The following is a 14749-nucleotide window of genomic DNA, read 5'->3' as shown; positions in this document are numbered from 1 at the left end:
TTTTAATCTGTTATAGCCTCATTCTGTCTGTGTATCTCAGGAGCTTCATATTTGTCCATGAAGTCATCTCCAAGATAAATCTTCTCATCCACAAATTGAATGGAATCAACAACTGTGTATACAGAGACAAGTCTGTCAAATCTAACGTTCTCAATGAAGTTTAACATTTCCATTGGAAAAGAACCATCAAGAAGGCAAGCATCAGGAAATTCCTTCTTGTAATCCAACAGATCTCTTGGATGTTGTTTTATAATAACGCTTGCTTTTTGACCATTTATTGTTCCATAATCACGAATAATATCCTTAAATATTTTAGCCCTCGTGTCAAGGTCACATAAAGGTTCCGATAAAACAAGGAGAGTTTTTCCCTTTCCTTCCACTTTTTCCTGAATTTCTTTTGGGTTATCCACAAAAAGCTCCAGCATAAGGTTCTTTTCTTGTTGAGTTAACCTGTCAGTTAAGGTCTTTCTTGGAAGTTCCACATACTTAGGGCATGGGTATTTAAGCACGGATATATCATTTACTTCCATATCGATGCAAAATCTTCCATAGCCATTTTGAATGTGGATAAGTCCAAGGGATGCCATAAAGGCCTTAAACTTAAAGTGGCCTCTGTTATCGTACCTTGCAGTGTCATAGTATCTTATGCAGTCAAGACCATCCTCAAGGGCATGGTACCTTATCTTTTTATAATTCAGGTAATACCCTATAGGATCGGAATCACAGAAAACATAGATTTCCTTATAATCCTTAAAGTCCACAGGTACATACTGCTCCTGGAGCTGGCCAAACCTTCTGCAGAACTTTATCCTTTTAAGCATATTTATTGCGATGTTACCGGAGTTTTCCTTAAGAGGCGCAAGCTCAGGAAAAAAAGTATCAAGCTTTTCATCGTATTCGTAAACTTCGTCAAATATGGGGCTCTTTTTAGCTCTCTCCACCATTTTGCCGAAATTATTGGACATCTTGGATAGCACCAAAGTGGCCTTTCCACCGTCTGCAATCTGAAATTCCTTTAAACAAGCCACATACACATGATAAAAGGTGTGGCATACATATATTCTGTCTTTCATTTCAATTCTTTTTTTCCGCTTCTTAATTTCCTGTAGAACCAAAGCAGTCTGTAGTATAGATAAAAAAACAGCTGTGATTTCATTTGATAAGCTATAAGCTTTTTCTCCTCAGGGTGGATTTTTTCTATATAGTATGGATTATCTTGAAAATTCGGAAATGTTTCCTTCATTTCTTTTGCAATTGCTCTGGTAAAAGAGTAACACCCTTTTAGCCTGGACTGTTTTGGCATAGCTGAGAATAATGTATTAACATAAAATAACACTGTATACTGAAATTCTATCTCTGGCTTATAGTCCTCAAAATAGCCATTATCCCTGGCTTCCTGTATTATCTGCCTTCCGGCGCTCATTCTGTCTTCAAGATTCTTTTTAGAAATACTGTGGACAGTTGATGCCTGATGCTGGTAGTAAAAATACATTGGCTCTGGTATGTACTCAAAGTGCTTGGACCTGAGCATCCAGGTATTACTTACGGCGTTGTCTTCATAAAAAATATTTTCAGGGAACACCTGAAGCTTGTCCTTGGTTCCCGGCTCATAATCTCCAACTATAAGGTTTCTTTTATAAACCTTTACTACAAGGCTTCCGGTTTCAAGAAGAAGGTTTTTATAGCGCTGTTTATCCATAAGGCCTGTTTGCGTATCATTGTTGCTGTGGACTATCTTCCCAACTTTAAAGCTGTGTTCATCTGTGAGACAGTAGTCACATCCAACCATGTCTGCCCCTGTTTCCTCGGCTCTTTTTATAAGTCTCTCGTAATAATCAGGAACAATCCAGTCATCCGCATCAATAAAGCCAAGCCACTCTCCCTTTGCCCTGGCAAGGCCAATGTTCTTGGCTCCGCCCTGGTGAAGGTTAACAGGTGAATGAACAGCTATGAATCTGCCTGGATAATCTCTTTGGAACTGCTGCAATATCTCATAGGAATTGTCTGTAGAGCAGTCATCAACCGCTATGATCTCATAATCTGAAATTGTCTGATTCACCAGACTTTTTAAGCAAAAATCCAGTTTTCCGTCTCCGGCCATATTGTAAACAGGCACTATAATACTAAGTTTCATAACAACTCCAAAATCTCCCGGGCAATTCTTGATGCCCCCTTGCCATCTATAAGATTTCTAGCTTTATCGCTCATTCTTTTCCTAAAGCCTTTATTATCAACAGATGCTGTGCCCCAGGTAGCTATTTTCTGAACCAGCCTGTGGTCACTTCTGGCATCTCCTGCATACCTTACTGCTCCGGCCTTATCAAAGGCCTTTACAAATTCCATCTGATTGTCTGCCATGCTAAAGACCACAGTCGGAACGCCGATTGCACAGAGTTCATAAAGCGTGGTTCCTCCTGCGGAAATTGCAAGATCTGCCTGCTTCATGATATCAGCCATATCTGAAACGCCTTCATACAGGGTAACTGACGGATTTGCTGCAGCAAAGTCTCTTAATTGCTTTTTATAATCCTCATCAAAAAGGTCTCCCACAATGACAAGGCATCCAAAATCGTTGTAAGCAAGCACCTTTCTGCATGGGCTGTTCTCAGAATATATCTCTTCAAGAATATTTCCTATCACATGATATGGGTCGGTCCCACCAGATGAAAGGAAAGCCTTTCTTGCATGCTCCCTTACTTCGTAGTCGCTCTTTGCAAACTGACTTCTAAGGGGCGAATACTTAACTCCAAGAAGCTGCTTTTTTGCGCTGTAAAATCCATCCGGAATCTCAAGATCATAATTTATTACCATATCAACCGGATAATCAAACTTGTAGAGATCATCTATATATCCGGTTTTTGTGGATAACGAATGTTTTTTAATTATCTTGTTTAACTTATCAAAAAACTCTTTTTCAAGATAATAGGAGTCCATTAAAAAGAAATCCGGATTTTCTGAAACAAGCATATCCTCTAAAACCTTGAAATCCTCCATGGGATTAGCAAAGATTGTATTCAGGACTCTTGCCTCATAGCTTACTCCATCCTTTTGGGACAAAGAGGTCAAAATATCATGGCTCTCTTCATCAGACAGAATAAAAAAAACGTCTGCGCCAAGGTCAGTAAGCTCTTTTGCAATAGTCATGCATCTTCGCATGTGGCCAAGGGCGATTGTTTCATTTGCATTTGTTTTGATCCAGATCTTTTTGCTTCCCATTATGCCTCCATATCAGCAAAAATCTTCTTTGTGAAGTGGTTCACCTCTAAACAAATCTTTTGAAGCTATCTTACCTATTACATTATCATACTCTACAGGAGGAAGGCCATTTCCCTGCTGAGGTCTTATGGACCTTATGTTTTCAGGGGTAAGTGCCTCTCCCTTTTTGATATCCTCAACTATGAAAAGAGATCTCGCTCCTTCTCTTTCCTTTTCCTGGAATGGAGTGAGTTTATAATCCCTGCTTCCAAGGGCTTTTTCGACTATTCTGATGCTCTTTACCATATCGGCGAACTCTTCAGGCTCCATTGAAAAAGCGCTGTCTGCTCCGCCATCTGCTCTTCTAAGTGTCAAGTGTTTCTCAACCATTCTGGCTCCAAGAGCTACTGCTGCTGTAGGAACGGTTCCTCCCATTGTATGGTCAGAAAGGCCCATGATACAGCCATATTCATCAGAAAGCCCCTGGATCATATTGAGGTTAACGTCCTCGTAAGGCGTTGGATAAGCTGAAACACACTTAAGTAAAATGATGTCCTTATTGCCTTCCTGAAGGCAGGCCTCAATCGCAAGTCTGATGTCGTCCATCCTTGCCACGCCTGTTGCCAGGATCATAGGCTTCTTTTTGGCTGCGCAGAGCCTTATGAGGGGAATATCCGTGATCTCATAGGATGCGATCTTAATGGCAGGCATGTTCATCGCTTCCACAAAATCAAGGGAAGTCTTATCAAAAGGAGTTGAAAAACAGTCCATACCAAGCTTGTTGGCTTCTTCCATAAGCCTTGGCTGCCACTCCCATGGTGTATAGGCTTCCTGATAGAGCTTGTAAAGTGTCTTTCCATCCCAAAGGGTTCCGCCATCTATCTGGAAATAGCTCTTGTCACTGTCAATTGTCATTGTGTCGGCTGTGTAGGTCTGAAGCTTTACTGCATCTGCTCCTGCCTCTTTTGCCGCATGTATTATCTCAATTGCTCTGTTGAAATCATTATTATGGTTTGCTGACATCTCAGCAACGATATACACAGGGTCGTCCTTGCCAATGTAGTGATCAGCAAGCTTTATCCTCTGATTTAATTCAAATCTGGGCATTTAGATTCCCTCCTGGAAATGGTTCCTCATCATGAATTCCTCGTTAGTCCATGGACTTCTTGCTTCGTAAAAAGAACCATCACTCTTTTTTACATATACCGCAGGAAAATAGTGTATAAAAAGTGGTGTAAGGCAGACTGTATAACCGCCAGCATTTGTAAACACTACTCTGTCTCCTGCCTTTAACTCACCAGCATTTTCAACTGGGAACATTCTGTCATATTCCATGCAGGTAGAACCGCAGACCATCTGTGATGGGATGAGGGCTCTGTCAGTCTCTTTTCCCTTATACTCAAGCCTGTGTGGATACCATCTTCTGGTAACCTGAGGATTCATATTGACTCTGCTTCCGTCAATTATTACGTATCTGTGCTCTCTTACGTCCTTTGTATCAATAACACTTGTCACAAAATTAAAGCTTGATGAAACCATCGATACACCGGGTTCCATAACAAGTTTTGTCTTATTTACATCAAAATACTCTGAAAGAACTCCTGCTATTTCAGGTACATAATCTCTAAAGTCAGGCTTTCCTTCTACTCCGCCGTAGTAGCCGCCTCCCATATCCACATAGTCAAGTGAAAGGTCATACTCTTTTGCCACAAAGACAGCGACTTTGGCCAGAGCTTTATAAGCCTCAGTAGACCTTGATTTTGTTGATGAATGAAGGTGGAGTCCTGCGACTCTTACGTTTGAAAGAGCTTTGATCTTGTTTATTACCTTTTCAAGCTCTCCGTTTTCATAGCAATAGCCAAACCTGCTTCCCTCTTCATCTGCCAGGACTTCATCAGGAATAAGCTTTGCTATGTCATAATTTACCCTGACACCTACGTTAAAAGTCTTATCAGGGTGGGACTCTGCCAGCTCTTTTAACCATTCTGGCTCATAGCTTGAGTCCATATTTACAAGACCACCATTTAAAAGAACTTCCCTAAAGGTATCCTTGTCCTTAATAGGTCCGTTATAGATAATATCAGAGGCTCTAAAGCCTATTATTCTGGATAATTCGTACTCTTCCTTTGAAACGACCTCAGCAAAAAAGCCGTTATCCCTAAAGTGGGCAAGGAGCCATGGAAGGGAGTTAGTCTTTACTGAATAAGAACAGATGTAATTGTTCCAGCTGCTCTGCAGTGCGGTTTTCAGCATATTGATATCCGCATCAAGAGCACTTTCATCAATCCTATAATAAGGTGTTTTTAATGAGGCGTCATCAAAGAGCCTATGCTCATCGCTAGCTGCTCTTTCCTTTTTTGCCCTGAGAGCTTTAAACTTCTCCTCGGCAATTCTCCAGTCCTCAAAGGTATCTATATCCTGAACTTCATCTTCGCTCAAGATAACAGGGACCATATCATCAACGTCTGTTGTGTTATCCCTGAAAAAGGCATCTGTTCTGCAAGCATAGAACTGGCCGCTGTCGTGATAGAGCTTTTCAAGGTCCTGAGATCTGGTTGTCGCGAACTCAGGATATTTCCTCACCAGCCTCTCGTTTTCTATAACAAAGCCTCTCTGTGGAGGATAGGAAAACTGTGTAACAGGTGTAACTGATTCGTGGGTATCAAGGCACTTCATGGCTTCTGAGAGCCTCTGGGCCGTAATAAAAGGAGCTGTTGGGTAAATGCAGCAGAATCTGTCAAACTCCTTGCCTCTTTCTTTATAGGCACCTAGGACTTCAGCGATAACTTCATCTGTTGTTGCAAAATCGCCTGAAGTCTCATTGGACCTCATAAATGGAACCTTTGCTCCTGCCTTTTTGGCAACTTCAGCTATGGCCTCATCATCAGTTGAGACCATTACTTCATCAAATGCTCCGCTTTCAATAGCAGCAGATATTGAATATGCAATTATGGGTTTTCCACAAAATTCCTTTATGTTCTTTCCGGGGATTCTTTTGCTTCCGCCCCTGGCTGTAATAATTGCAACGCTAGTCACCCTATTTCCTCCACTTCAAACTCGCTCTTTATCTCATCACACAAACGGTCAAGTTCCTCTTTTGATGAACCTTCAAGTACAAAGAAGCCTCTTCCCATAATTGAAGCCCCATTTGTCACTTTTCCAAGGGTCATGCCCTTTTCTATATTGCAATTCCATGCCTTCAGAGGATATTTCTCCTTAAGGAGCCTCTCCTCCGGCACTTTATTTACTCTGACATTTTCAAAATCAAAATATCTGATGATCATATGTTTTTTAACATTGGGTTCAAAAACATATCTTCTTCCAAGATCAGGAAGGGCATACTTTATGAACTCTACAACCTCGTCCACTCCGCTTGCCATTGGGGTAAAGAGATTGTGAAGATTATGGCCCGATGGTCTTGCTGATGTCTCAATGATAAATGGCTTTCCATTTTCGTCTTTGATGATATCAGCGTGGATAAGGTTATTCTTAAAGCCCAGGGCCTCTCCTGTCTTCTGCATAAGGTCTTTTACCTTTTCAAAAAAGGCTTTGTTGTCCTCATCTTCGATTACAGAATAGTAGCCCACACATTCCCTGTAAGGAGGAAGTGTATTTCTTTTACCTCTAAGAAGGATCAGATGAAAGATCCCGTCAGTGAATACGCCATCAACTCCATATTCAGGGCCTTCTATACAGCTTTCAATGCAGTAATCCTCATCATATGGCATTTCCAGTAAAAAGCCCTTTACCAGGTCTTCTTTCGTGTTGTAGATCTGAACCCCTCTGCTTCCTGAGCCAAATCTGGGCTTAACCACCACCGGGTACTGCTCATTGAGCTCATCCGGGTCGCTGTACTCACACCCTGCAGGAATGAGATACAACTCCGCATTTCTGAGCCCTCTCTCACTTAAGATTCTGTGAAACTCATATTTATCAGTGCAAAGCTTTGCTGCATGCTCTGAAACACCGCAAAGTCCGTAGTGATCATTGACAGCTCCTGTAGTTGTAAGGTACCTTCCGATGGGCACCGGTAAGATCACATCCGGCCTGTTTTCATCAAGTACTTCCAGGACTTTTTCCACATCTCTTATGTCTACGACAAAGGACTTATCAGCTGCCTTAAGTCCCGGAGCACTAGGATCTCCGTCAAGGGCAACCACTTCAATGCCCATTTCTTTTGCTTTTCCAATTGTATAAATTGACTCCGAGCTGGCGCCAATAACTGCTGCTCTCATACGTATCCTCACTTTACATTACAGTATATCATAGCGGACGCAATATAGTTTGCTGTTCACCTTTTATTGGTAATTCTATAAATAATTATCTAAGTTCATAGGTGGTCCACATATCTTCACCACTTATGTAGGTCTTTGTTTCTATATTGTGACAGGCATTTGTAAGATTCTCTATGGCCTGCTCCTGACAGTCTTCGTCAGCTACATAAAGAATTATCTTTTCTGCGCCTATGACACTTGTGTCAGTTAGTGGTTCAAGGTTTTCTTCATTCATATAGAACACCTTGTCATACTCTAAAAGTTCATCGGTTAATCGCCACACATTATAGGCCGTGGCGGGGTTATACATAACAACCGCTACTGAATCTTTGTTATCCTTCGCATACTCTATCTTAGCTACATCTTCTTTATATAGAAACAGCACATTCCCATCATAGATAAGGCCCTTTAAAAGAAATGCCGCCATAGCTGCAGTAAAGGCATAGAGGTAGGTCTTGCTCTCTGCAGCATCAAATACATAGTAAATATCCCAAAAAAGAAGAAGGATAATAAGACCATATATCGGCATCTCGTATCTGTTTGAAGCACTTCCAACCAAAAGAGCTGATTTTGCTGTGAGCACAAAATACCCAAGGGTTCCAATCGTCAAAAGAACTGCTTCCTGCTTTATCTTTTTGTGCTTTTTATTCTTTATCATCAGGGCCATAATGGCCATTACCAGCAAAAGAGCTGCTATTATAAGTCCACCTGCAAAGACATAGTCATTAAGAAGTCCAATGAAAAATGAAAGTCTTACAAGTGAGTTCTTTATATCAAAAAGGCTTCCTGCCGCATCGCTTCCCCTGTAGCCTCCAAACATGTGATGGACGCTGGCGGGATAAGTAAGCACAGCAAGTCCCAGCGATACCGCGCAGGACACTACGTAGATCAGTGTGTTATAGACATCCTTTTTGTAAAAGAACATCCATACCGCAAGGCTAAATCCAATACTCACAAAGAAGAAAATGTAGAAGTACTGGATAAGAAATCCTACATAGGAAACGGCCATTACAGGGAGCATTAGCTTTACGATAAAGTCTTTTACCCTGTTCTTATATCTGTCATATTCCTGCATAACTCTCACATGGGTGTAAGCGCAGAGAAAAACTGCTGCTGTGAGCCAGGCATACATTCTGATGAGCATATTGCTTGAAATGGTAGCCGGATTTATTCCCCAAAATACAAGAGTCATGATCTTTACATAATAAGGAACACCGAGTCTGTTCATCAGCGCTGACAATGCAAGAAATGAAATAACAAAAGCTATTAAATTAGTGATTATTCCTGTCCACTTGGTAAATGTCCCGGGCACAAAAGAGCAGAGAGTATGAAATATCATGTAATAAACAGGCGGATGTACATCCCAGGACTGAACGAGCTTCACAAGTCCATAGTTAAAGCCCTCTCCATCTTTTACCACAAATTCATCAAGGATCGTCTGTCTGTCCTGCCACTGTCTGTCAGGCTCATAAAGGCCAAGGCTTCTGTTGGATGAGTAATAGGTATAGTACTCATCCTCGTGGTAGCCCTGTTTCTGAAAGCCATAGAAGACACTGACTAAAAGAGATATGAACATTATTATGTAGATTGAAGCTCTTTTAATATTACTCATAGCCCTCTTACCATAGCATGTGCCTTTCGAACAAATCTTGGGGCAGGCGCCAAAATGCAAAGATATATTTTCTGTTTTTTGGTCAATAGTGGATTAGACACCATCTTGCCCAAATTACCCCTGATATTATTAACAACATCCATATAAAACGCATTTTCTTTTGTCATCTTTGAAACTGGTATGTGCAAAAGATAATCAAGCCTCTGAACAAAGCCAAATCTCTCGGCAACCTTTGTAAGCTCCGGGTAGTCCTTTTTTACCAGTTCAAGCGCAACGTCTGCATTTCTCACAATGTCGGTAAATACTGATGGAAAATAGTCCTTATCTTCCTTGTTTTTCCTGGAGTTACTGCCAAGTCTGTAGAACACGTGATAATACTGCTCAGGTAGGGTAACAAGCTTATTAACATACTTCATAACATGTATCATCAGATAAAAATCTTCATTGAGTTCGCCTTCAGGAAATCTAAATCCCTGATCAAAGATCTTTTTCCTGGTTATCTTAGTGCAAAAAGAGGCATCTCCCACGTGCATAAGAAGCCTTTTCATCTGCTCTTGAGGCTTTATTATTTCTTCTGAAACAGGAGGTGTTACAACATCGGGGAGTTTAGTTCCATCTTCCGCTATCTCATCCCTTGATATCTGCACCATATCCGCATCATTTCGCTCCGCAGCCTGCACCAGAGTGGAATACATACGTTTATCAACAAAATCATCGCTGTCAACAAAGCCAATATACTCGCCTGTAGCAACTTCAATGCCAACATTTCTGGCACTGCTTGATCCGCCGTTTTCTTTGGGGATAACTTTGACAGTTGAATACTTTTTTGCGAGTTTCTCTGCAACTAAAAGCGTCCCATCCGTAGATCCGTCATCTACAACGATCACCTCAAGAAGTTCTTTGGGATAATCCTGCATTGCCACAGATTCCACGCACTTCTCAAGAAGGTTTTCCACATTATATGCAGGTATGATTACAGTCAGCGACTTATTTAAACTAGCCATTTACAATCTCCGTGCTCTTTTCAGGAACATTCATCTGAAGGTAAAGGTCATAACCAATGATCAGGATGATCACAAGCATTGCGCAGGTAAGTGGCCACAGTGAAAGAACTGTTGAGCCAAATAAAAATCTTGAATATGTGATCATAGTTATAACCTGAAGTGCTGCGCATATTGGCATTCTCTTGTAGCTAAAGAGTGCATATACGACAGTTAATATCTCAGGAAGATATCCATATCTCTCGTGCATTGCAGGAAGGCAGAAACAGCAAACCTCCGCTGTAAATATAACAAGAGTTATCATAAATCTCGTGGTAACTTCAAATTTCTTTTTATATGAATAATAAGCTATTATGCCCATTATGATCACTGTGGCCATTGTTCCGGCTGAAATGATGATCTTCCTCACATCCTTTGAAAGGTCTGATGCGATAATGGTGTAGATGCTTGGATAGTTCATTGAAAGTCTTGAAAACATTGTTACCTGTTTTCCATAAATTCCAAGGAGGTCAGCCCAGCTTCTTCCGGCGATGGCACATGGGATCATAGCTGCAACATGAACTACAGGAACCCATAAGATGTATCTGATCTTAATTCTGTTCTTAAGCCACATGATTATGATAAATGGCATAAAGAAAATGGCCTGCTGCTTGAAGCTATAAGATAACGCAAGATATATAAATGCTCTGTTGTCTTTTCCCTTAATAACATTTAGAAGAGATAAAAGAATGAATGATGTAAAGATAGAATCATTCTGAGCCCAGGCTGCGCTGTTTAAGACAACTGAGGGAAGGAACATAACTGCCGCAAAAGCCATAAGAGACTTTCTGACGCTTCCGGCTGTAACGTTATATGCAATGCGCATTATAGTAATAGCTGCAACATAATCAAATATGACAGAAACTGTTTTTACCAGGTACATATCGTCGATTCCGCCGCCAATGTAATGAAGGATCACAATGATATACTGGAACATGCAGTTGTAATCAAAGGTACTTGCATCACTTACACCGGGCTTTATACCAAGATATGCAAAACCGCCGGCTTCATGGCATTCTCTCATCCAATCCGCAAAGGCAAGAGTGTAGTCACCTGACGCAATGTCGTAAAGTGATAGTCTGAAGTACAGTCCAAGGCACGCAATGATCGTAAAAAAGAACAGATCAAAAAGCGTGATGGTCACTCCAAAAATAGTTATTTCTGTTTCAAAAAACTTGTCGATAGATCTCATAATTTCCTCATTATTCTAAGTGATTATCTTCCTGCATGGTCCTAATAAATCCTGCAGGTCTTATATTAATAGCTTCGCTTATGGGGCCGTCTACAGCCAGAATAGGCTCTTTTCCTTCAAGGAATTCACTGCAAAATCTCACAAATTCCTTTGCTGCATTCTCGGCATTCCACAAATTTTCTATAGTTTCTCTTGCTTTTCCACCAAATTCCTCTATGTTTTCCATATTTTCAAACAGGCTCAGAACCTTCCCGGACAAATCTTCAAAACTTCCATTAACATAAGAATATCCATTATAGCCATTCTTTATCAAAAATGGAACAGCGCCCGCTTCCCTTGAAGCAACTACCGCGCAGCCACAGCCCATGGCCTCGTTTACAACTGCTCCCCAGCCCTCGAGATAGTTACTTGTAAAAAGAAATACATCAGAAGCTTTCATGTAATCTAAAACTTCTGCAGGGCTCTTTTGTCCCACAAAATTCACAAAATCCGAAAGTCCCATATCTGCTGCAAGCTTTTCAAGAGATTGTTTCTGGTTGCCATCCCCCACTATATCAAGAGAAAAATCATATCCCTTTTCCTTAAGTAGTCCTGCAACCTTTACAGCAAATTCGGGATGCTTTAATTTGATAAGTCGTCCCGCCCAGCAGATCTTAACTTTTCTGCCAGATAAAGGCTCTTTATCCACATTTATGCTGCTGATTTCAGGGAAATATCCCCATTTTAGCTTTTTATGTGGATAACAGTGAATAAGATCAAAATCCGATGCCACATAGGCTCCGGCACACAAAAGATATACCGGCTTATTCCTGTAAATAAAGTGCTGATGGTACTTTTTTACAAGGCCTCTGGGACTTACTGCCTTCCACTGGCCTTCCCTGTAAATTCTCTCACTGAGCCTGAAGGAGAGCTTCCCTGATGAGAGTCTCTTTTTTTCAAGATTCTCAATAAGTTCGTTGGACCATCCAAAGATCACAACGTCGCTGTCAGAAATTAGTTTTTCACACTTTTCCCGGTCTTCGTAAAAAAGCTCAACATAAGGATAAGCTTTTGGGTCAACAGCCCATCCCATTTCTATTCGCTCTTCTTCCATGGGACTTGTCTGGATAAAGGTAAAAGAGCCTTTTTGGGCCACCTTCTCCATAGCATTGCAAAACGGGATCTGATGGTGATTTATGTAGTTGGACACAAAAGTAATTACCATGTTTTCCCCTTATTTACTGCTGATCTCATCGTATATCTCAAGAAGCCTCTTATAATTGGCATCAGGATCATGAGTGATCCTTGCCTTTTTGGCTGCATTTTCTCCATAAACAGAAGAAATGACAGGTTCATCCCACATCTGAAGTATAGCCTTTGCAAGTTCGTCCACATTTCCTCTCTCAAAAAGGATACCGTCCTTGCCTGAATCTATAAGGCTTGGGATTCCACCGGCCATTGATGCTACAACAGGAACTCCCAAAAGCATAGCCTCTCCCACTGAATTTGGAGAATTTTCCAGAATTGACGGACAGATAAAGAGACTGCTCTTTAAGTATCTTTCTTTCATCTCAAGGTCGGATAATAGTCCCACCATAGTCACCTTATTTTTCAGCTTTCCTGCGGAAATAAGGGATTTAATGTATTTGCCGTAGGCACTTGCCCTCAAAAAATATGGGTACTTACTCTTTCCCTTGCCAATTATGTTGTTGCCGGCAACGTAAAGATGGGCATCCGGATATTTTTCCAAAATCTTTGGCATAGCCTGAAGTACAAAGTGAAAGCCCTTAAGGGGATAATCTCCCTGAGATAAAAAGATGCTGTGGGGCTCCACATTTTTTTCATCCCATTTGCCATCGTAAAAACAAGGCCTCATGGTCTCATTCATGGCAAAATATCTGGCATTTGGATTGATCTTCGATGTAACGCTTTTGTCAAAAGCAGTTCTGCCTGTGATATTCCCTGTCAGCAAAATCGCCTGTTTCTCATGGTCTGCTCTTAGCTTATACTTTTCAACCTGATCAAGGAGGGAATCTTTTTTTAGCCTGTCCCTGAAAGTTGCTGATCTTTGAACCTTTTCAGGAATCTGCGCCATATAATCTTTTTCTATTTCACAGCAAAGCCCCTGGATTCCCACAAGCGCTTTTTTTGGATCATCCATAACCTTGAGCATGGCAAGTGTATGTGGAAATTCCGTGCCAAATATATGGACAATATCAGGTTTGAAATCTTCTAATATGTCATGGAATCTTCCTTCAAGAGACTCATCATAGTTTTCAGGGTGAGTAAGATCCTCATCAAATCCATAAAATGTGATGCCTTCAATTTCCTCTTTATCCTGAACTATATCAGACTCTTTTGGAAAGCAAATAGCCAGTGTTATTTTATTATCATCAGCTTTTTGGAGCCTTTCAAGGCACCCTGACAGCCATCCCTCTCTAACGGAAAAAGAGAGATCTTTTGCCCTGGCATATACCGGAAGCATGATGTTGCAAAGCCACAGTACTCTCAATTCTTTTTATCCTCTCTTTTACCTCTTACATTGTAGATGGCATTCTTTACAAGGTTGTAGCCCTTAGATGTCACCTTGTTGGAATCAAGGAAGGTCCTGAATCTTGCCAGGGTCACAACTCTGAGGAAGTCGTATTTTCTGATCTGAGAGCCTGTAAGATAGTGCTTTATGATTTCTTTTCTCTCTTCTTCAGATATCTTTTTATTCTGAGCTGAATATCCGCCGCCCTCATAGTTTGCTATCGTAATACCCATGTAGTCAGTCACCGCTTTTTCTCTGTAAAAGCATCTCAAAAACTGCTCATAATCTGCTCTGACTTTGTATTTAAGGTCAAAATGATTGCCAAACATCAGCCTCTCATCATAAAAGCAGGCCTGATGTGAAGGAACATTTCTGTAGCAGGCATAGTCGTCAATATGCGGATTGGAAGGAATCCTGTTTCCTGTTGTCTGGTCAAAAATGTCTCCATAAAAAATAGTAGGAAGTGTTGTTCCCTCTTTTTCCTGCCTACTCACAATAAAATCATGTACGTTTTGTAAAACATTTTCATCTCTGAACTCGTCGCCGCAATTCAAGAAATAGATATAGGAAGGAGCTTCTCCTGCCCTTAAGATCCTCACTTCATCTGTCTGTTCATCCAGGTCTTTGCCCCTGGCATCAATTATCTTTTCCTCAAGATATGAAACTGCAATATTCATAGCATGGTAGATACCGTTGTCGCAGCTCTCAACAAGAGTCATTTTTCCTTCTGCATCTTTGCCATCAGCAGAGAACCTGTACTTTTCCCTTAGCATATCTATAGAGCCATCAGTTGACATTCCGTCTTTGACAAGGACCCTGTAGCTGTCATAGGTCTGCTTTTTGATACTCTCAATGGTGTCGATTATTCTTTTTCCGGGATTATATGAAACTACAATTATAGTAAAAAAAGGTTTTTTCATATGT

12 protein-coding genes are annotated in these 14749 nt (G+C 40.9%); all 12 read right to left on the bottom strand.

Going from position 1 to position 14749, the window contains the following annotated elements; genetic code table 11:
- Positions 1–2: 2 nt before the first annotated feature.
- The 12 genes from G585_RS0102255 to G585_RS0102200 all read right to left on the bottom strand — a co-directional run bounded on the left by G585_RS0102255 (position 3) and on the right by G585_RS0102200 (position 14745).
- A complete protein-coding gene (locus G585_RS0102255; protein WP_022772673.1) occupies positions 3–1073 on the bottom strand; it encodes a glycosyltransferase family 52 in 1071 nt (356 codons plus the stop codon).
- The gene (locus tag G585_RS0102250) at positions 1070–2134 is read right to left on the bottom strand and encodes a glycosyltransferase family 2 protein (protein WP_022772672.1); all 1065 of its coding nucleotides are present in this window, start codon (positions 2132–2134) and stop codon (positions 1070–1072) included. Before G585_RS0102250 ends, G585_RS0102255 begins: the two co-directional genes overlap by 4 nt.
- Entirely contained in the window at positions 2131–3216 is a 1086-nt protein-coding gene (locus G585_RS0102245; RefSeq protein WP_022772670.1) for a PseG/SpsG family protein, read from the bottom strand. The genes G585_RS0102250 and G585_RS0102245 overlap by 4 nt, the downstream gene beginning before the upstream one ends.
- 12 nt (positions 3217–3228) lie before the next feature.
- Positions 3229–4302, bottom strand: a complete 1074-nt coding sequence (gene pseI / locus G585_RS0102240; protein ID WP_022772669.1) for a pseudaminic acid synthase — start codon at positions 4300–4302, stop codon at positions 3229–3231.
- The gene (gene pseF, locus G585_RS20040) at positions 4303–6231 is read right to left on the bottom strand and encodes a pseudaminic acid cytidylyltransferase (RefSeq protein WP_051142950.1); all 1929 of its coding nucleotides are present in this window, start codon (positions 6229–6231) and stop codon (positions 4303–4305) included.
- A complete protein-coding gene (locus G585_RS18660; RefSeq protein ID WP_022772668.1) occupies positions 6228–7430 on the bottom strand; it encodes an ATP-grasp domain-containing protein in 1203 nt (400 codons plus the stop codon). Before G585_RS18660 ends, pseF begins: the two co-directional genes overlap by 4 nt.
- An 85-nt stretch (positions 7431–7515) precedes the next feature.
- On the bottom strand, positions 7516–9081 hold the full coding sequence (locus G585_RS0102225; RefSeq protein WP_022772666.1) for a hypothetical protein: 1566 nt from the start codon (positions 9079–9081) through the stop codon (positions 7516–7518).
- Positions 9078–10085, bottom strand: a complete 1008-nt coding sequence (locus tag G585_RS0102220) for a glycosyltransferase family 2 protein (RefSeq protein WP_022772665.1) — start codon at positions 10083–10085, stop codon at positions 9078–9080. The genes G585_RS0102225 and G585_RS0102220 overlap by 4 nt, the downstream gene beginning before the upstream one ends.
- The gene (locus tag G585_RS0102215) at positions 10078–11313 is read right to left on the bottom strand and encodes a hypothetical protein (protein ID WP_022772663.1); all 1236 of its coding nucleotides are present in this window, start codon (positions 11311–11313) and stop codon (positions 10078–10080) included. The genes G585_RS0102220 and G585_RS0102215 overlap by 8 nt, the downstream gene beginning before the upstream one ends.
- A 10-nt stretch (positions 11314–11323) precedes the next feature.
- A complete protein-coding gene (locus G585_RS0102210; RefSeq protein ID WP_022772662.1) occupies positions 11324–12517 on the bottom strand; it encodes a glycosyltransferase family 4 protein in 1194 nt (397 codons plus the stop codon).
- 9 nt (positions 12518–12526) lie between these two features.
- On the bottom strand, positions 12527–13804 hold the full coding sequence (locus G585_RS0102205) for a glycosyltransferase family 4 protein (protein WP_022772661.1): 1278 nt from the start codon (positions 13802–13804) through the stop codon (positions 12527–12529).
- Positions 13801–14745, bottom strand: a complete 945-nt coding sequence (locus G585_RS0102200; protein WP_022772659.1) for a glycosyltransferase — start codon at positions 14743–14745, stop codon at positions 13801–13803. The genes G585_RS0102205 and G585_RS0102200 overlap by 4 nt, the downstream gene beginning before the upstream one ends.
- Positions 14746–14749 lie beyond the last annotated feature (4 nt).

It is taken from the genome of Butyrivibrio sp. AE2015, assembly GCF_000420825.1.
In the GTDB taxonomy this organism is placed as follows: domain Bacteria; phylum Bacillota; class Clostridia; order Lachnospirales; family Lachnospiraceae; genus Butyrivibrio.
Note: the sequence above shows the minus strand (reverse complement) of the source record. Positions and strands in the feature narration are given on the sequence as shown.